At 46.9% G+C, this 19,344-nt stretch carries 15 protein-coding genes; 5 read left to right on the plus strand and 10 right to left on the minus strand.

The genetic code is table 11. The features are described 5' to 3' along the window. Window positions 1-3: 3 nt before the first annotated feature. Window positions 4-1,080, minus strand: coding sequence for a 3-deoxy-7-phosphoheptulonate synthase (locus tag TK45_RS08650; RefSeq protein ID WP_131258248.1), 1,077 nt, complete (start codon window positions 1,078-1,080; stop codon window positions 4-6). A gap of 205 nt (window positions 1,081-1,285) precedes the next feature. On the opposite strand from TK45_RS08650, the gene TK45_RS08655 reads away from it, so the two are divergent. Continuing rightward, on the plus strand, window positions 1,286-3,529 hold the full coding sequence (locus TK45_RS08655; protein WP_131258249.1) for a bifunctional diguanylate cyclase/phosphodiesterase: 2,244 nt from the start codon (window positions 1,286-1,288) through the stop codon (window positions 3,527-3,529). 95 nt (window positions 3,530-3,624) lie between these two features. Here the strand turns inward: TK45_RS08655 and rplS are convergent, their stop codons facing one another. The 7 genes from rplS to ffh form a co-directional block, all read right to left on the minus strand. After that, window positions 3,625-3,984, minus strand: a complete 360-nt coding sequence (gene rplS, locus TK45_RS08660; protein WP_131258390.1) for a 50S ribosomal protein L19 — start codon at window positions 3,982-3,984, stop codon at window positions 3,625-3,627. A gap of 18 nt (window positions 3,985-4,002) precedes the next feature. Beyond that, a complete protein-coding gene (gene trmD, locus TK45_RS08665) occupies window positions 4,003-4,767 on the minus strand; it encodes a tRNA (guanosine(37)-N1)-methyltransferase TrmD (protein WP_131258250.1) in 765 nt (254 codons plus the stop codon). Further along, a complete protein-coding gene (gene rimM, locus TK45_RS08670; protein ID WP_131258251.1) occupies window positions 4,767-5,291 on the minus strand; it encodes a ribosome maturation factor RimM in 525 nt (174 codons plus the stop codon). Before rimM ends, trmD begins: the two co-directional genes overlap by 1 nt. 26 nt (window positions 5,292-5,317) lie before the next feature. After that, complete coding sequence (gene rpsP, locus TK45_RS08675; protein ID WP_131258252.1) at window positions 5,318-5,569, minus strand: 30S ribosomal protein S16; 252 nt, start codon at window positions 5,567-5,569, stop codon at window positions 5,318-5,320. 186 nt (window positions 5,570-5,755) lie between these two features. Next, complete coding sequence (locus TK45_RS08680) at window positions 5,756-6,166, minus strand: phosphate ABC transporter substrate-binding protein (RefSeq protein WP_131258253.1); 411 nt, start codon at window positions 6,164-6,166, stop codon at window positions 5,756-5,758. Window positions 6,167-6,174: 8 nt separating this feature from the next. Next, a complete protein-coding gene (locus TK45_RS08685; RefSeq protein WP_131258254.1) occupies window positions 6,175-7,365 on the minus strand; it encodes a porin in 1,191 nt (396 codons plus the stop codon). 78 nt (window positions 7,366-7,443) lie between these two features. After that, window positions 7,444-8,817 (minus strand): signal recognition particle protein, encoded by a 1,374-nt coding sequence (gene ffh, locus TK45_RS08690; RefSeq protein ID WP_131258255.1) that lies wholly within the window; start codon window positions 8,815-8,817, stop codon window positions 7,444-7,446. A gap of 130 nt (window positions 8,818-8,947) precedes the next feature. On the opposite strand from ffh, the gene TK45_RS08695 reads away from it, so the two are divergent. Together TK45_RS08695 and TK45_RS08700 are read left to right on the plus strand one after the other, a co-directional pair. Then, window positions 8,948-9,736 carry an inner membrane protein YpjD gene (locus TK45_RS08695; protein ID WP_131258256.1) on the plus strand — a complete coding sequence of 263 codons (789 nt, stop codon included), beginning with the start codon at window positions 8,948-8,950 and terminating at the stop codon, window positions 9,734-9,736. 68 nt (window positions 9,737-9,804) lie between these two features. Then, window positions 9,805-11,088 (plus strand): HlyC/CorC family transporter, encoded by a 1,284-nt coding sequence (locus TK45_RS08700; RefSeq protein ID WP_131258257.1) that lies wholly within the window; start codon window positions 9,805-9,807, stop codon window positions 11,086-11,088. Here TK45_RS08700 and TK45_RS08705 read toward each other — a convergent pair. Together TK45_RS08705 and sixA are read right to left on the minus strand one after the other, a co-directional pair. Then, the gene (locus tag TK45_RS08705; protein WP_131258258.1) at window positions 11,067-11,261 is read right to left on the minus strand and encodes a hypothetical protein; all 195 of its coding nucleotides are present in this window, start codon (window positions 11,259-11,261) and stop codon (window positions 11,067-11,069) included. The two genes, TK45_RS08700 and TK45_RS08705, sit on opposite strands and share 22 nt — an antisense overlap. A gap of 79 nt (window positions 11,262-11,340) precedes the next feature. Further along, on the minus strand, window positions 11,341-11,805 hold the full coding sequence (gene sixA, locus TK45_RS08710) for a phosphohistidine phosphatase SixA (RefSeq protein ID WP_131258259.1): 465 nt from the start codon (window positions 11,803-11,805) through the stop codon (window positions 11,341-11,343). A 125-nt stretch (window positions 11,806-11,930) separates the two neighbouring features. Between sixA and TK45_RS08715 the strand changes: the two genes are divergently transcribed. Together TK45_RS08715 and TK45_RS08720 are read left to right on the plus strand one after the other, a co-directional pair. After that, the gene (locus tag TK45_RS08715) at window positions 11,931-14,708 is read left to right on the plus strand and encodes an insulinase family protein (RefSeq protein WP_131258260.1); all 2,778 of its coding nucleotides are present in this window, start codon (window positions 11,931-11,933) and stop codon (window positions 14,706-14,708) included. Between the two features lie 153 nt (window positions 14,709-14,861). Then, entirely contained in the window at window positions 14,862-19,286 is a 4,425-nt protein-coding gene (locus tag TK45_RS08720) for an EAL domain-containing protein (RefSeq protein ID WP_131258261.1), read from the plus strand. Window positions 19,287-19,344 lie beyond the last annotated feature (58 nt).

Consider the following 19,344-nt stretch of genomic DNA (forward strand, 5'->3'; position numbering starts at 1 on the left):
CGCTTATCCCGCCTGTTGTAATGGCGACAAGGATAACAGGCGCTGATGGATGTTTGTAAGTAAGTTTTCAGTAGATGGCCAATCTATACAGGCATCCGTAATGGACACACCATAGGCGAGTTGGTCCAGTGATTTACCCTCTGCGGCCTGGTTACCTGCATGCAGATGACTTTCCAGCATAATACCGATAATGGACTGATTACCCTGCTCTAACTGAGTGACAACATCCTCGGCCACAACTGGCTGGCGTCGGTAGTCCTTCAAACTATTGGCATGACTGCAATCGACCATCAGGCCCGCATGTAAACCTGCCTTTTGCAGTGCCTGCTCACAAGCCGCTACACTGGTCGCATCATAGTTTGGTGCCTTGCCGCCGCGCAGGATTACATGCCCATCCGGATTGCCCGCGGTTTGAATCAGAGCCACCTGACCTTCTTTGTTAATCCCCATAAAACTGTGTGCGCTGGCAGCGGATCGCAACGCATTAATCGCGATATCCAGACTGCCATCGGTACCATTTTTAAAACCAACCGGCATCGACAAGCCACTGGCCATTTCCCGGTGTGTTTGCGACTCGGAAGTACGGGCGCCAATGGCTACCCAACTGAACAACTCCGCCAGATATTGCGGGCTAATCGGATCCAATGCCTCTGTCGCCACCGGCAGTTCCAACTCCGCCAGCCATAGCAACAATTCCCGCGCCTTTGTAAGGCCCGCTTCCACATCGAAGCTGCCATCCAGATGCGGATCGTTAATCAGCCCTTTCCAGCCGACCGTGGTGCGTGGTTTTTCAAAATACACCCGCATCACAATAAACAAACTGTCTTTGCATTGTTCATGCAGTGCTTTGAGTTTGACGGCGTATTCCTTGGCGGCCTCAATATCGTGAATCGAACAGGGCCCACAGATCACCAACAAACGCGGATCGCGCCGCTGAATAATATTGGCAATGGTTTGACGTGACTGACCAATCACCTGCAATGCATGCTCGGAGGCTGGTAACTGCTGCTGCAATTGTGCAGGCGTGATGATGACTTTTTCTGAAACAACGTAGCGGTTGTTTATCGCTTCTGAACTCATATTATGCTTCCCGCACACCCAAAATGAAAACTTATGTTTACACCCAACAAATCTAAAACTTAATGCGGGGATTGACTTTTTACCAATTGAACAAACTGCATGCAACTCTATTTTCTTCAATGTTACTCAAGTCCTTGAGTTTAAAGCAGTCTTTAAACGCTATTCTGTGCTAAGGTGTAGACACAGGAAGTTACCTCAAAACGTCATGCAGATAAGTCGCTTATTCAGCAAGCACTCCACTACGTTATTTTTTCTGATCGCCGGGCTGGGCTTTACTATCTCAACACTGGTATATCTGCGTGGTGATGACATTGTTAGTAATATCAATCAATTAGTTCGCAATAAAATTCCGGCTTACGATAACTTACGCCTTCTGAACAATCAGTTATCTGAGCAGGAACGCTACTTATATGAATTCTATGCCACGCAGGATGAGTCCGTATTCGACAAAGGCTTTAAAACGGCCAACCTGCTGGCACGCAATCTGGTAGAAAATTTGGAAGATAACACCTTTACTCACGAGGCCCGCGAACTGGTCAATCTGCAGTTAATGATGATTACCAATGCGGCGGACAATCTGCACACGGCCCTCGCCGACGATGCGCAGCAATGGGACACAGCTCGGGAAGAATTGCTGGTAATCAGTGAAGCGCGACGCAACGCCCTACCCGCATTGCTTCGTCTTCAACAAAATGTGCAGCGTGAGATTTATCAAAAGAGTCTGCAGGCTAATACCAATGTGCAAAGTGTACGCTATCTGGTCATTGCCTATAGCTTTGCTATCGCCATACTTATTTTTATTTTCGCCCGTGCAATTAATGCCTACTTTAACGCATCGAATCAGCGCGAACGTCTGGCGATGTTCCCGCACCGCACGCCCAATCCAATCATTACATTGGATCGGCATAACCAGATTGTATTCAGTAATCCCGCATACCAACGCCTGACCGATAAACTCGGCATGTCTGATGCGACTATCTGGCGTCAAATAAGCGAGCAGTTAAGCAAACAGCAGGCGCTGGCTGAATCGTCCGCTCAAGGGTTTCGCCGGTTTGAGGTATCGCTGGCTGGGTATGCGCTTGAATGCGAACTACATTGGCTGTCGGTTCAACAGGAATGGGATCTCCACCTGACAGATATTACCGCCCGCAAGCAAGCTGAGAAACGCCTGACCTATCAGGCAACCCATCACCCTGACTCTGGATTGTTTAACGAATATCAGTTGCAGGCCAGGCTACAAACGCTATTTGAAGAACAGCAAAACAGTTCACTGGTGTTGATTCAGTTGCGTCAGCATGCGCAGTTACTCAGCAGTATGGGCAGCCAGTCGACAAAACAACTGTGCAGTGAATTGGGGATCGGGTTCAGTCAGTTAACCAGTAAAATTGCGCCTCCCAATTCGGACGTTTTTCATCTGGGTGACCACACTTTCGCCATCATCTTCCCTACTACCCTGACACCAGATGGCTTAACGTCGGTGATCCAACAGTTATTTTCCTACGTGGAGCAGTATCCACGGATTCAGAGCCACCAACTGGAAATAGATGCCGGTGTGGTAAATCAAACCTCACTCACTGCGCCGGACGACATGATGCGTTATGCGCACATGGCGCTGGAAAGAGCCGCAGCAAGCGATGTTGCCGGCTGGACGGTTTATGACGCGCAGCTCGGCAGTCAGGTTGAGCGTGCTCGTCAACTGATCGCCGATATGCGTGATGCCCTCCAACATGATGCCTTTGAATTATATTTTCAACCGCAGGCCAGACTGGATAACCAGCAAATGGTCGGGGCAGAAGTATTACTGCGCTGGAACAAAGACGGCGAGTTTGTCTCGCCCGGCGAATTTATCCCATTGGCGGAAAGCTGTGGTCTGATTCTGCCCTTGGGCGACTGGGTGTTAAATAAAGCGTGCCAACAGGCGATGCAATTATTCGCCGATGCCGGTCGCGAATTTGTAGTTGCGGTCAATATTTCCCCGATTCAGTTCAGTCAGCGGGATTTTCTCGACAAAGTGCGTCACGCCCTGCAAAGCAGTGGCATGCCCGCCCATTTACTGGAGCTGGAAATCACCGAAGGCGCCACGATGCACAATGAGCTGGACACCATTTCATTGCTTCATGAACTGCATGATTTAGGCGTGATGTTATCCATCGATGATTTTGGTACAGGGTATTCATCGCTGTCATATCTGAGCCGCTTTCCACTGCATAAGCTGAAAATCGACCAGTCATTCGTGCGTCATCTGCTCAGCGATCCAAATTATCTGTCTATCGTGCACTCGGTAATCGAGTTAGGTAAAAGCCTGAATTTGACCCTGATCGCTGAAGGGGTGGAAGAGCCTAAACAAGCAGAATTATTACGTGAATTGGGCTGCGCGGAAATGCAGGGGTATCTGTATAGCCGCCCTCTGCCATACGATCAATTACTGAGTTTTATTCAACGTCACTAATTCCCTTTTCCCTTTAACAAAAAAGCCCGCAGATGCGGGCTTTCGGGTCAACGTTAACACTAGATTTAGTGAATAAGAATCTGCTACGCAGATGCTTAGTTAAGCTTCTCTCTGATACGTGCAGATTTACCTGAACGCTCACGCAGATAGTACAGTTTCGCGCGACGTACTGCACCGCGACGCTTAACTTCGATAGAAGCTACAGCTGGGCTGTGAGTTTGGAACACACGCTCTACACCTTCACCGCTAGAGATCTTACGCACAGTGAAAGAAGAGTGCAGACCACGGTTACGTTTAGCAATAACAACACCTTCGTACGCCTGAAGACGCTCTTTGTCACCTTCTTTAACGCGTACTTGTACAACTACAGTGTCACCAGGGCCGAAAGATGGCACGTCTGATTTCAGCTGAGCTTGCTCAATTTTCTTGATGATATCTTGGCTGATTTTACTCATCATATCCTCTCTACCTGGTTAACCGTCATCTTGCTGCGTGTGGGACTGTTTGAAATCATCCAGTAACCGCACTTGCTCCTCGGTCAGAGCCAGGGAATTTAATAATTCAGGGCGTCGCAACCAGGTTCTACCCAATTGTTGTTGCAGGCGCCACTGCCTGATTTTTTCGTGATTTCCACTAAGTAACACCTCAGGTACCGCATCGCCGTTGAGGACTTCAGGTCGCGTATAGTGCGGGCAGTCCAGCAAGCCGTGAGTAAACGAATCTTGCTCCGCTGAGTCTGCATGACCCAACACACCCGGCACATAGCGCGCCACTGCATCCATCAACACCATTGCAGGTAACTCACCGCCACTGAGCACATAGTCACCGATGGATATTTCTTCATCGATTTCGCGTTCAATCACGCGCTCGTCTATGCCTTCGTAACGTCCGGCAACCAGAATCAGTTTCGCTTCATCAGCGAGTCGTCTTACTGTTGCCTGCGTGAGTGGTTTGCCCTGTGGTGACAGGTAAATCACTTTAGCGTTTTGTCCCGCCGCCTGTTTGGCCGCGTGAATTGCGTCTGTTAACGGTTGCACCATCATCAGCATGCCCGGACCACCGCCATAAGGTCTGTCATCGACAGTACGATGCTTATCAGTGGCAAAGTCTCTCGGACTGAAAAACTCTACCGCAACCTGACCGTTTCGCACTGCCCGACCAGTCACCCCGGACTCGGTAAAGGCACTGAACATCTCCGGAAAAAGGCTAACCAGGCCAAACCAGCGTTGGTTATCCATTAAAATGCCGGATCCCAGTCTACCTTGATGGTTTTACTGGCCTTATCAATGTCCAGGATAACCTGATCCATTAGATAAGGAATCAACCGTTCTTTTTGACCAAAGGCATCATTGAAATTCGCCTGTACCAACATGACATCGTTGGCACCGGTTTCAAACAACTCTTTGACCGACCCCAGGTTGTAGCCCTTATCGTTCACAACCTGCATACCGACCAAATCTCGCCAGTAAAACTCGCCCTCTTCCAGTTCTGGAAGCTGACTGGCCTGAATTGCAATATCGAGATTTTTAATCATCTCGGCCTGATCGCGATTATCAACCCCGCTCAGTTTGGCAACCAAACCATTGTTATGGCTTTTCCATTGGTCAACCGTTACCTGCTTATGCGCTGGGCCTAACAGCCATGGCGAATAGTCGAAGATACCGGTGGATTCATCGGTAAAAGTGTTAATTTTGACCCAGCCCTTAACGCCATAAGGCGCTCCGATGCGGCCCAAAATGATTGTATCAGACGCGTTACTCACACTTTCACCTGTCGCTGTCTAATAAATTAAGCAGCTGCTTTTTGTGCATCTTTAACCAGACGCGCAACACGGTCAGAAAGGCCAGCGCCTTTGCTTACCCAGTGTTCAACACGTGCCAGGTCCAGGCGCAGTTTTTCTTCCTGGCCAGATGCAGTCGGGTTGAAGAAACCGATACGCTCGATGAAACGACCATCGCGCGCACAACGGCTGTCCGCAACTACGACTTGATAGAATGGGCGCTTTTTCGCACCACCACGCTGTAAACGAATAGTAACCATGAATATGCCTCAAACTCGTTGTAGATAAGTTGCTGCCGATAATCCTGTGGGATCGTCGAAACCAACTTACCCGCAGCGTTAACGTTAACCGCCCCGACCCGTAGATCGAAGGCCGCAGTATTGTACGGATAAATGGAGAAAACGCAACCAAAACCACGACTCATCAGTCTTGGTTGCGTGATGAGATTAAAATGACGTAACGACTTTCACATTCGGCGAGACATTTGTTGAGTCAACAAAGCCAATGGTATTGGGATTGGTTGCCACCAATTCGACAATAGCTTGCTCACTATCCATCTCTTTTGGTGGGACTCCAGCGCCAGTGAATAGCATCTTCGACCAATATGCCACATAACGCACATCGTCTTTGCCCAGTGCACGCTGATTGAAATCACCACGCAGCGCATTGCCCTCTTTAAGAGTCAGTGGCAAAGCATCTTTGCCGTCACTGAATGAGGAAATTTTACCTAAATAAATTTTCTTCACGTCATCGGCGGAGATGTCCGCGCTATTTCCAGGATTAACAATAACCGCTATCTCCGCGCAGGCAGAGGCACTTAACAACAGGCTAGCCAGCAAAGTATTTAGCTTTTTCATATGGCCCCCTAAAACGCGATATCAAGACTGACGGCAAATGCGGTCGCATCTGAATTGCCGTCCCGATCTTTGTCGATAAACACTGCGGCATCACCTTCATCAGTAAAGTCGGTGATCTCTGCTTTAATCGCTGTACGCGGGTTGAGGTTATAACGCACACCAATACCAATAGAGTGGTACTTGTCATCCAGTGAGCCAGTTACTCCATCTTCAAAGCCGGCCGTGACGCCACCAGGCGCGATAAAACGCAATACGCCTTTGAAATCACTGTAGAAAACGTACGGTGACCAATTACCGGTACGGTATACTAATGAAGTAAACCAGGAGCTGTAGATGTTGTCGTAATCATTGTATTCGGCAATCGCAAAAATACTGCCATAGTCTGCCGATACGGACACATCAATGAAACGGGTATCTGCCCACGCGCCACCAAATAATGGGGTGGAGCCAGCCCCTTCTGCATAGTATGTGAACTTCTCTTTACCCGTCAGGTAGGAGAGACGCACATTGAACCAGTCAATTTGCGTATCCACCACGATCCCTTTGAGATCTTCATAGTCCTTGGTGGTACGAATATCGCGCACACCACGATATTTACCACTGTCGTCATACAATTGTTCGGTTTTGTATTGCTCTATGGCGGTGATTAACTTGTTTGGATCTGTGTGTTGCTGACCAGTATAAAATTTAAAACTGGTCGTCCCGACATCCCAGTCAAGATTGTAATTAAAACTGACGCCATGAATGTTGGTTAGCGCCAAAGAGTAGGCATCTGACGGCACGCGTAGCCAAGGATACGCGATACCTACATCCATATAATCGGAATAATGATAAACCGGTAAACGAATTCGCCCGGCTGTGACGCTCGCGTCCGGCGTTACCCGGTAGGTGGCATACAGCCATTCCATCTGAGGTTCGAAGTCATTGACGCCACGGATCATTAACTGCCCGGTTAACGACAATTTTTTATCGATGGTGTAAATGCCCTGCAATCCCACCCGGGATTCGGTTTGAAAATCCCAACCTGTTGCGTACTGACCTGCAGCATCGGGCAACCTTGCCCAGTAACCGTCACCATCCAGGGTTGTTCCACCGACCAGAGACGCAAAGCCTGAGATTCTTAGGTTGTCGTCGGCAGTTGCACTGGCTGCGATCACAACCAGACAACTACCAACTAATGTAGTGACATGTTTTCTCATACTAAGCACCTGTGTGTTGTTTGACCTAGTCGAGAAAAGTGTAGGTGAGGTTAAATTTTTTGCTTATTTTTCCGTTAATTAACGACCAAACATGCCGCCAGGTCCACCCGGCGGCATCATGCCTTTCATGCGACGCATCATTTTCGCCGCGCCGCCGCCTGACATTTTTTTCATCATGGTTTGCATTTGCAGGAATTGTTTCAGTAAACGATTCACATCCTGCACCTGCGTTCCCGAGCCGGCTGCGATACGACGTTTACGTGAGCCTTTAATGATATCCGGCCTGGCCCGTTCACCTGGCGTCATCGAGTTAATGATGGCTTCCATCTGCGAAAAGGTTTTTTCATTAGCTTTATCTTTCAGTTGCGCGGTCATATTACCCATGCCTGGTAACTTATCCATCAGCGACATCATGCCGCCCATGTTACGCATTTGTTCCAGCTGCTCTTTAAAGTCCTGCAGGTCGAATCCCTTACCCTTCTGGACCTTTTGCGCCAGCTTTTGCGCTTTGTCTTTGTCGACTTTACGCTCGATCTCTTCGACCAGACTGAGCACGTCGCCCATACCAAGAATACGCGAAGCGATACGATCCGGATGGAATGGTTCCAACGCATCAGTTTTCTCGCCCATACCAATAAACTTGATAGGTTTACCGGTAATATGACGTACAGACAGTGCCGCACCGCCGCGGGCATCACCATCAACTTTGGTTAAAACCACGCCGGTTAATGGTAATGCGTCGTTAAACGCTTTGGCGGTATTGGCTGCATCCTGGCCCGTCATGGCATCGACCACAAACAAGGTCTCTACCGGTTTTACCGCGGCATGCAGTGCCTTGATTTCGTCCATCATTTGCTCATCAACGTGCAAACGACCGGCGGTATCCACGATTAATACATCAAAAAACTGCTTTTTAGCTTTATCGATGGCGGCATTGACGATGTCGATAGGTTTTTGGCTAATATCTGACGGGAAAAACGTCACGTCCACTTCCGAGGCCAATGTCTCCAACTGTTTTATTGCTGCCGGACGGTATACGTCGGCACTGACGACCATGACATTTTTCTTTTCACGGGTTTTCAGCATTTTGGCCAGTTTTGCCACACTGGTGGTTTTACCTGCACCTTGCAAGCCAGCCATCATGACGACAGCCGGAGGCTGAGCCGCCAGATTCAGCTTTTCATTAACCTGGCCCATCACGGCTTCAAGTTCAGCCTGGACAATCTTAATAAAGACCTGACCCGGGTTAAGGGATTTGCCGACGTCGGCGCCCACTGCCTTTTCTTTTACCTGGGCGATAAATTCACGCACGACCGGCAACGCAACATCCGCTTCCAGCAGCGCCATACGGACTTCACGTAACGTGTCTTTAATGTTGTCTTCCGTCAGACGGCCTTTGCCACTGAGGTTTTTCAGCGTTTTACCTAAACGCTCGGATAAATTCTCAAACATGTCATTATCTGATTACTGGTTATTGTTGCGATTATACCCAAACCAATCGAAGATCCCACCAGGATACTTGCCAAGTTAACCTGCAAAACGGTATAACTCGCGTCAAATGATTGAAGGAACGAATATCTTTATGTGGCTCTACTGGTTGGTTGTACTGGCATATATTGGCGCAGCAGCCAGCATTTCAACCCGCCTGTTTCATCAGCAGGGTCCGATGCATCGCTTCACTTACCTGTTGGCAGTCGGTGCCCTCGTCGGCCATATGCTGCTGCTCAGAGACACCATACTCATTGCTCCCGGACAGGATTTAAGTATTACCAACGTGGCATCTTTAATCGCCTGGGTAATCACCATCAGCATGACGCTGGCGTCGTTCTCACTGCAAAATGCCCTGATGTTGCCTATGGTTTACGGCTTCAGTGCCCTCATTGTTGCGATGCAGGCACTTATTCCAGCACATCACATAATGCACCTGCAATTACAGCCTGCATTAATAAGCCACATTACCATTGCACTGCTGGCCTATGGTTGTCTGGTTATCGCATTTTTATATGCCCTGCAGCTTAGCTACATCAATTTCCGTCTGAAACACCATCAGTCATCCTTGTTACATTCCTCATTACCTCCATTGATGACGGTAGAAGCTGGCTTGTTTAAGTTACTGCAAGTCGGTACCCTGCTGCTGACGTTATCGCTACTGACGGGTTTTGTTTTTCTGGACAACATGCTTGGTAGTGGTCAGGCACATAAAACCATTCTGTCGATAATCGCCTGGTTGATTTACGTGATTTTATTGGCGGGACATCGGCTGTATGGATGGCGCGGTCGCCCGGTTATTATTGCAACGATAACCGGCGCAATACTGCTATCACTGGCCTATTTTGGCAGTCGCTTTGTTAAACAGGTGATTTTAGCGTAAGGCTGTTTATAATAGCCTCTCAGCATTTGCTGAAAACGGAACGATTTTAGTCACATAGGAACAACTCGTTGGACGAGATATCCACCGGCTCGCTGTTTATACTGCTAGCCATTTTGATTTTGCTCTCCGCTTTTTTCTCCAGTTCGGAAACCGGGATGATGACCATCAACCGGTATCGTTTAAAGCATCTGGTTAACGAAAATCACGCCGGTGCCAAGCGCGTCAGCCACTTACTGGACAAAACCGATCGCCTGATAGGCCTGATCCTAATCGGTAACAATCTGGTGAATATTGGTGCGGCCATGATTGCAGGCATTATCGCCGAACGTTTTTTCGGTGATGTTATCGGCCCGATTGTCGCCACGTTTGGCCTAACGCTGGTAGTGCTGATTTTCGCCGAAGTGACACCTAAAACTCTGGCGGCACTGTATCCGGAAAAAATCTCATTTCCTGCGTCATTGGTATTATTGCCGCTGATGACCCTGTTTTACCCGTTTGTGTACCTGATAAACGGTATTACCAATTTACTGCTGGCGATTATGAATATTCGTCCGCGACATGATCAGGGTGATAATCTCAGCAAAGAAGAACTACGCACGGTGGTATTCGAGGCCGGTGTCTTAATCCCTAAACAACACCAACAGATGTTGAAGGGGGTATTTGAGCTGGAACAGGTTACCGCCGAAGATATCATGATTCCGCGCAACGAAATTTTCGCTATCGACATCAATGAAGACTGGAAAATCATTTTAAAGCAGTTAACCAACTCACATCACACGCGGGTACTGGTCTACCGCGATACCATCGACGATGCCGTTGGCTTTATTCATGTGCGTGATGCGCTGCGATTACTGGCCAAAGATCAGTTCTCTAAAGCCACATTATTGCGTGCTGTGCGCGAGATTTACTTCACGCCTGAGTCTACCCCCCTGGATGTTTTAATGCATAAATTCCAGACGGCCAAAGAGCGCATTGGCTTAGTGGTAGACGAATACGGTGATATACAGGGTCTGGTAACCCTCGAAGATATCCTTGAGGAAATTGTCGGCGATTTCACTACCAGCATGATCCCCTCGCACAGTAAAGACGTCCAGCTTCAGCAGGATGGTAGCGTGTTAGTGGATGGCTCAGCCAACATCCGGGAACTGAATAAAGAAATGAATTGGGACCTGCCCATTGAAGGACCTAAAACCCTTAATGGTTTGATTCTGGAGTTTTTAGAGGAAATTCCAGAAGCAAATATGAGTTTCCGAATTGCCGGTTACCCGATGGAAATCATTGAAATTTCAGAGAATATGGTTAAGACAGTTCGGGTTATTCCCGAACATTATCAAACCCCTGACGCGGTTTGACGTTTTAACTCGCGGCGGCGCAGGATTTCAGCTTTAAGAGATTCTGCGCGACTGTTGATTTCACCTAACCTACCAATTAACGCAGCAAATTCCTCACGCTGTTCTTCAGCCGCAACCTCAGCCTGACGTTCTAATTCGTCCTGCAAATGTGCGGTGAAGCTTTTCGAGACCATCGCGGCAAAAATCCGATAACAGTGTGGGTTAGATAATCTACTATCGGTTAAATCGCTAAAAAATAAAGGTGCGTTTAGCTTATTTGGGCTGAAATGTGCGTAATTGCGTGCCACAACCACGTTGCGGGTCATAATCTAATTCGATCACACTGGCCGTCGCCATCAGTGGTGCACAATTTCCACTCATTTCCTGGATCAGATAACAGACCAGTGGCATATGGCTTACGATTAGCGCCGTAGCTGCGTCAGGCAACGCATTTAACAATGCATCAATCGACTCGTGAGCAATGGCGGGAGGACTATCTGGCGTGATATTCGACTCATTGAACAACTGCCCGGCGTGAATATCGTCAGACAATGTTTGCCACGTTTGTTGCGCTCGCAAATAGGGACTAACCAGCACGACGTCTATAGTTAATGCCGTCTGCTTCAACCACGCCGCCGCCTGTCGAACTTCATCGATACCGGTTTGCGTCAAAGGGCGTAAACTGTCCTTGGAAGCTTGCAACTGCGCGTCTCCGTGACGCATAACATAAAGTTTCATGGATACACCAACGTCTCACTTGCTACTGGTCGGCAAGTGTTTGATATTTGCACAAAATTAAACCAAAGTGCGTTATGCTTTTTTAACACTTCGACATTGTGACATAACCTAATTGGAACCGCATCTTGATTAAACCGCCACGCGATAACCGAACTTACCACTTCACCGAGCTCAGTAATGGTGTAAAGGTGATGTTTGTGCATGACGCCGAGTGTCGCAAAAGCGCCGCTGCTGTGTCTGTTCGCTGTGGTCAGTTTCATGAACCGGACCAAATTAATGGGTTGAGTCATTTACTTGAGCATATGTTGTTTTTAGGTTGTGAAGCGTTTCCTCAGCCGAATCACTTATCTCATCATGTCAGCCAGTATGGCGGTCAAGCCAATGCATGGACGGGCACAGAATCAAGCCACTACTTTTTTGATGTACAACACGATGGCTTTTTGACGGCATGTGAACAGTTTATGGCGATGTTACAAAAGCCGTTATTCCACATTGGTCGCATACAGAAAGAAATCGAAGCCATCAATGCAGAGTTTCTGATGAAACAACAAGACGACCTGCGCAGGCTATATCAGGTGCACAAGGAAACCTGCAATCCAGCTCACCCGTTCAGTCGTTTTGCCGTTGGAAACAAAGAAGTATTCAGCGCGCACAGTTTGGAAACTCTGCAATCAGCACTAGAAACCTTGCACGGTCAGCAATATGTCGCAGATAAACTGGCATTTTGTTTTGTCTCAGCGTTGCCCCTGGATAGTTGGATGCATCAGATTGAGAAGAGACTAGAGGAATTTAGCTCTTTGCCTGGAAAAGAGCCCGATTATCCACCACTTTATTTACCCACTCAGCGCGGCGTGCAAATTCAGGTGATGCCGCTGCAGACGGCTTGCAGGCTGATCATGACATTCACCCTGCCCTCGCTTCACATTAATACCCGCAGTAAGCCGCTGGACTTTATCAGCCAACTGTTGGGTGATGAAGGAAACGGTAGTCTTTTTTGTGTCCTAAAACAGGCGGGCTGGTGTACCGGCTTGTCCGCCGGCGGAGGGATCAGCGGCAGTCACTTCCGTGACTTTAATATCAATATGCAGTTAACCGAGACGGGCTTGTCACACTATCATGACGTGTGCGAATTGGTGTTTGCCAAAATTGAACAAATTAAACACGAAGGCCTGCCGAGGTGGCGTTTTGAAGAGCGTCAGCATTTGGGTCAGCAGGTGTTTGATTTTCAGGACCCCGCCAAACCTATCGACTTAGTGCAACAAATTGCGGCCAATTTACATGATGTGCCGCCAAATGAGTGTTTAAGTGCCGATTACCTGTTAAGCGAGTTTGACCCTGCATTATTCGATGAAGCGATTAGTTACTTTACGCCTGAAAACCTGCGTCTGAAATTAATTCATCCCCAAGTACATACAGATAAGGTCGCAAGTTGGTACAACACACCCTACTCGATCGATAAATTCGCCCGACAGTTGCCAGCCTCACACACGCAAACATTGATGGCTAATCTGTCATTACCAGACAAAAACCCCTATATCATGAGCGATTTTAGCCTGCTGGCTAATGAGCTTGAGCCAGATTGTCCTCAGCGTTTGGTTGATACATCCAACTTCCAGTTTTGGTATTGTGCTGAACACACATTTGCCTCTCCGAGGGGGGAGTTTTACTTGTCATTTGACACACCCTATGTATTGGGCGGAGTCGGTAATCAAACCCTGAAACGCATATGGGTAGCAGTCCTGCAGGAGCATCTTAACGAACGATATTATCAGGCAGGAATTGCAGGGCTGAATATCTCCGCTTATGCACATCAGGGAGGATTCACAATACACACCAGTGGTTTTGCTGAAAAACAACCCTTACTGATTGAACAAATAAGCAAACAACTTGGTAAATTGCCGATTGAGCAGCAAAAATTCGAGCAAATACGGCACCGCCAGTTACAAAGCGCACAAAACAGTCTGCTGAATAAACCGATAAACCGTTTAATGGCCAAACTTAATACCCTGATGCAGGCTCATGCCTGGGAGGCACAGGATATTGCCACGGTATTAGAGCAGGTAAGTTATGAGCAACTCCTGCTTTGCTCAGAGCAACTATTAAACCAATATCATCTGCAAGCCTATATGCATGGGAACTGGCAAAAACAGCATGCGCGGCAGATGCAGCAGCATATTCAAACCAGTTTAATTGATAGCGCCACCACTTGTTCGGAGATCGACCGCCAAATTATTGATCTATCAGGTATGGACAGGATGGCGATCAGTATCGAGCGCAGTCAGGATGAGTCCGCCGTCGTGCTCTATTTACAAGCCCGCACAGCCAGCGTGCTGGATAAGGCGAAGACCATCCTGCTAGAGCAACTGCTTGCCAGTGATTTCTTCCATGAGCTTCGTACCGAAAAGCAATTGGGTTATCTGGTAGGGAGCGGTTATTATCCGATTAACAACCATCCTGGCCTGGTATTTTATGTGCAATCTCCTCACAGCACAGAGGATCAATTGGAACAGGCTATCATCACATTTCTGGAACAACGGGCTGAAGCCTTGTTACAGGATCCGCCGGAAAACTGGCCCGCTATCGTTCATTCCGTTGCACGACAGTTAATTGACCAGGACATTAACTTTGCGGTGAAAGTACAGAAAAACTGGATGGCGATTGCTAATAAAGACTTCACCTTCGACGAAAACATGCGCATCGCCAATGCTATGCAAACCATCACGCCTGCTCAGTTAGCCGATTTCTGTCAGCGATTGATCAGCCCTACCGAAAATGGTGGGCTGGTATTACATACCGGCGATGAATTGCACTCCCCGCTGAGGCAGCGATACGAACATATTGCGAATGTCAGTGAGTTCAAATTGTCAGCTGGGTATATCCCCACATACCTAACCGTTGAATAAGATACCCGATTCAGACCTGTCTCTATGCTAATTTGCGCTTTGTAATCGCGCAGGTTTGCGGTAAATTGGCACATTGTCGGTTCGCTTCTGCACAGCGGCAAGCCTGAAGTTAAAACGAAAAATAACAGCAGAGTCACTGCTGAAAGGTGTTGAGTGCGCTTAGTTTTACTAAATATCATCATGACAGTGTCATTCGTGCTGTCCTTTCATTGTGCTGCACAGCTCAAACCTATGCACTTGGATGAAGAATCATCAATTGCAGACCAATCAACTTACAGTTTAATTCAGTTCGACAGTCTCAATCTGGAAGATAACTCAGAAATAACCCCTCGCGATATCGTAGAAGACAATATGGGGTTCATATGGATGAGTTCTTCAGAAACTATGTTGTTGCGTTTTGATGGCTATCAATTCAAAGAATACAGCGGCAAGAATGCCGTTGAATATGGTTTGCCAAACCAGATAATCAGGAAGCTACTATTTTCCACTGATTCTAATCTTTATGTTGCGGGTTCCGAAGGTATCTATCGCTTTCGATATGAGTCAGAGCACTTTGAGCGATATATAAGTCAACCCACCACGGATTTGGTTGAGTTAAATGATGGCAAACTCATCGCGCTTATTAATAAAAACGCTTACTTCATAGAAAATGGCAAAACAATTGAAGTCAAAATACCGAAAAAGTTTGAAGGTGAGATTCTCTCAATCACCAAAGATAAAAACATCCTTTACCTTAGCCAGGAGGGCAGAAATTTAGGATGGCAAAACGGTGAGTTTTTCCTTGTTGAAGAGGTAAGTCAGCTCGACAAGCCATTAGGGGTAATAAACACTACGCTTCAGTTTGAAGATGAAGTCCTGTTTGGCACATCAAATGGGTTGTTTATAAAGAACGCATCCGGATCAATCTCCGAACTCAACAAAATAATGCTACCTAGCCCAAACGTGCTATCTATTGCCAATCGAAATGGCAATGAAATTTGGATCGGCACGGACTTAGGACTGTTAGTTATCTCCCCAGAAGGTCAGCAGCGGTTTGATACTTCGAATTATCTGGATTTTGGCTTAAAAGGAACCTACATCCAGAAGATCTTAAAAAATTCCAATGGGGACCTTTTAATTTCAATCCATGGCAAGGGTCTGCATCGAGTTAAAAGTTCCGGGTCATACATTAAAAAATTCACTCACGGAACATCCAAAAATTCAGTACCAGCGAGTTTAGTGTGGAGTATTGAAAAGCAACAAAATGATGAACTCATTATTGCCAGTCAAAATGATGGCGTGTTGTCATTCTCACCACAAAGAGGCGTGACACGAACACTGATAGAAGCGACTCAAGGCAATATTTGGGATCTCAAAATAGACCATAATAACAACTTATGGATCGCGAGAGACAATAAGCTTGTTCAATATAGATTGAACGGAGACTCGTACTCAGAAAATCAAGAACTTAAAATTGAGCTTCAACATCCCTACGTCAGACTGTTCCAGAATAAGGTCTGGTTTGAGTTACCAAACGGTATCATTAAATCGATAGATATCGACACACTGAAAATCGAAACCTACTCAATTCCCGAATTAAGCGATAGAAACTTCGTTATCTTTAATGCCAGTGATGACGGACAAATTTGGATTTTCAGTAATGAGTCGCTGTACGTTTACAAGACACATGAGCATAGTCTCGAAAGTGTTCAGCTATCTAAAGGTCAGCTATCTGTTACTGCCCTGTTCGAAGCTGACGATAAAATTTATATTGGCACGGTTCGAGATGGCTTAATAATCTACGATAAATCGCTAAAAAGTACAGTCAATGCCACGGATATTAACCGCTATGTAAATGGTCAACCCGTATCAGATATTACACTGGTTAACGATACTCTCTGGATTACAACAACCAATAGTTTGATTGCTTTTGAGGTTGCGAGTGGAAAAATTAATAAGTTTGGGGCGACCGAATTATCAGCAGAAATTGTTGAAGGGTCGTTATTAGTTTTAGATTCTAACCGAGCCGTAATTGCATTAGGCGACGGTATCGCCGTGATTTCAAAAGGTACAGCCTCAGAGATGATGGCCCCTAAGCCTACGTTCACAGGTATAACTGTCTACAACAAGCATTTGTCTCAGTCCGAAATGCGCGAGCGCAGTAAAAGTAGTATTTTTACTACCAGCGGTCTCAATCTTCGCAACAACGACTCACCATTTTCTATCGAGTTTGCAGCAATCAACGCGGTGTCGATAAAAGACATCGAATATCGTTATCAGTTGATTGGATTGGATGATAACTGGATTGAAACCAGTGGTAGCCAGCATGCCGCTACGTATACCAATCTGGGATTCGGTAATTTCCGTTTTAACGTACAGGCTCGCTACCCTGGCGGAAATTGGTCACATTCAGCAAGCCTTGAAATTGACATTGCCCCACCGCTCTGGCTGCAACCCAATGCATTAATCGCCTACTCCATTCTGGCGGCGATGCTCACAATTTATTGGTTGCGTCAGTATCAGGTGCGCCGACAGGCACAGATTAAGTTACGCGAGTCGGAAGAGCGCTTGAAGATGTCTCTTTGGAGTAGTGGTGACGAATTATGGGACTGGCATATCGGCAGCAACGAAGTCGTCCGTTCTAATACCTGGGGTCTGATTGATTTCCCAATAGATAATCAACGGAATTTTGCCGATGGTGCGTCCAATATCCACGCGAATGACCTCCCTCGCGTTCAAAAGGCGTTGCGCGCACATCTAAAAGGGCAAAGCGATTATTACGAAGTAACCTATCGAATTAAAAACAAACGTGGTCAATGGATGTGGCTATTGGACCGAGGTAAAGTGGTAATGTGGAATGATACGCAACCGCTTCGGATGGCGGGAACACTTAAAAACATCACACATTTAAAGCAGTCAGAAGAACAATTACGTCTGTTTAAGCGTTCGATTGAAACCATTTCTGATGGTGTTTTCATTACCGACCGACGCTTCCAGTATATTTCCGTCAACCAAGCCTACTGCAAGATAACTGGCGAAACGCGTGCCAGAGCCCTGGCCAGCAAATTGAATTTTGAACAATATCCGGAAAACTTTAATTTGCAGGTTCGGCAGGCGCTGCAGCAAAAAGGCACCTGGAAAGATGAAATCGAATCGATTCGCCCAAACGGCGAGAAATTTGAGATTGAACTGAATATCGATGCAATTTATGGCGAAGATCGCCAGATCACTCATTTTGTTGGGGTGTTTTCGGATATCTCGGGGCGCAAACGCTCAGAAAAAGAGCTTCTTAAGCTTGCCAACACTGATACCCTGACCAACCTACCCAATCGCTCTTTCTTCCTCGCGTCATTGGGTAACATGGTGCGTAAGAATAAAAATCATGTGTTGATTTGCCTGGACATGGATAACTTTAAAAAAATTAATGATTCCATGGGCCATCAGGTCGGCGACCAATTAATAGGTGAAATTGCCCGCAGGATGCAAAAACTTGCCGGTACCAATGAAACCGTTTACCGCCTTGGCGGCGATGAGTTTGCCCTGTTAGTTGAAAACAACACCGACATGCACCGCATCACGCATTTAGCACAGAATGTCCTCGCGGAAATGGTGCGTCCATTCACGCTGAATAATCAGGAATTTGTACTGGGTTGTTCTGTCGGCATCGCTTTCTATCCAAACGATGGTAATACACCACAGGAATTGTTGAAAAACGCAGATACGGCCATGTATTTCGCCAAAAATGCGGGTGGTAACAAGTATCAATTCTTCAGCGGTGAAATGAATCAAAATGCCGTTCGACAACTACAAATTGAAACCCTCATTCGTCATGGTTTAAAAGAAAACCTGTTTACTGTTTTTTATCAGCCAAAAGTGGATGTTGCTTCAGGGGATCTGGTTAGCATGGAGGCGCTGGTACGCTTTGAACATCCGGAAAAAGGCATCATCAGTCCGGGACAATTTATTCCCCTCGCGGAAGAAACCGGGCAGATTATTGATATTGGCGAACGGGTGTTATTAAAGGCATGTACCGATACACAAAAATGGGTGACGGAAGGTCTGTTTAAGGGACGTGTTGCTATCAACCTGTCGGCTCGTCAGTTTGAACTAGCTGATCTGGATGAACGAATCAATGCCATTTTGAAAAAGACCGGCTTGCATCCGCGCTATCTCGAACTGGAAATTACCGAAGGTACCCTGATGCAGAATCCCCAAAATGCATTGGTGATGATGCAACGTCTGCGTGATATGGGCATTCACCTGGCGTTGGACGACTTTGGTACTGGCTATTCTTCATTGGCCTATTTAAAGAAATTCCCACTCAATACATTGAAAATTGATAAAGCCTTCATTGACGATATCGTTACCAGTGAAGTGGATAGACACATGACCTCGGCCATCATTACTATTGCACACAATTTAGGGCTAACTGTCGTGGCTGAGGGTGTTGAGGATGAAAAACAGCTCGCTATCCTACGCCGCTATCAGTGCGAGATGATTCAAGGTTATTTATACAGTAAGCCTCTGAATAAAGAGCGATTCGGCAAGCTTCTGACTGAAAGCCACACCATGCGAAAATTGATTAATCATTCAAATTAATCAAAGGCGTCACAATCATGACGCCTTTTTTTATGCCTAAATGAACATCGTTCAAATA

It is taken from the genome of Bowmanella sp. JS7-9 (genome assembly GCF_004329715.1).
In the GTDB taxonomy this organism is placed as follows: domain Bacteria; phylum Pseudomonadota; class Gammaproteobacteria; order Enterobacterales; family Alteromonadaceae; genus Pseudobowmanella; species Pseudobowmanella zhangzhouensis.

What these genes read in the sequence shown, in the direction of transcription:
- sixA (WP_131258259.1), bottom strand. Translation starts at nt 11,805, where the DNA reads ATGAAACTTTATGTTATGCGTCACGGAGACGCGCAGTTGCAAGCTTCC.
- TK45_RS08705 (WP_131258258.1), bottom strand. Translation starts at nt 11,261, where the DNA reads ATGGTCTCGAAAAGCTTCACCGCACATTTGCAGGACGAATTAGAACGT.
- ffh (WP_131258255.1), bottom strand. Translation starts at nt 8,817, where the DNA reads ATGTTTGAGAATTTATCCGAGCGTTTAGGTAAAACGCTGAAAAACCTC.
- TK45_RS08695 (WP_131258256.1), top strand. Translation starts at nt 8,948, where the DNA reads ATGTGGCTCTACTGGTTGGTTGTACTGGCATATATTGGCGCAGCAGCC.
- TK45_RS08650 (WP_131258248.1), bottom strand. Translation starts at nt 1,080, where the DNA reads ATGAGTTCAGAAGCGATAAACAACCGCTACGTTGTTTCAGAAAAAGTC.
- rplS (WP_131258390.1), bottom strand. Translation starts at nt 3,984, where the DNA reads ATGAGTAAAATCAGCCAAGATATCATCAAGAAAATTGAGCAAGCTCAG.
- TK45_RS08655 (WP_131258249.1), top strand. Translation starts at nt 1,286, where the DNA reads ATGCAGATAAGTCGCTTATTCAGCAAGCACTCCACTACGTTATTTTTT.
- TK45_RS08680 (WP_131258253.1), bottom strand. Translation starts at nt 6,166, where the DNA reads ATGAAAAAGCTAAATACTTTGCTGGCTAGCCTGTTGTTAAGTGCCTCT.
- trmD (WP_131258250.1), bottom strand. Translation starts at nt 4,767, where the DNA reads ATGGATAACCAACGCTGGTTTGGCCTGGTTAGCCTTTTTCCGGAGATG.
- TK45_RS08685 (WP_131258254.1), bottom strand. Translation starts at nt 7,365, where the DNA reads ATGAGAAAACATGTCACTACATTAGTTGGTAGTTGTCTGGTTGTGATC.
- rpsP (WP_131258252.1), bottom strand. Translation starts at nt 5,569, where the DNA reads ATGGTTACTATTCGTTTACAGCGTGGTGGTGCGAAAAAGCGCCCATTC.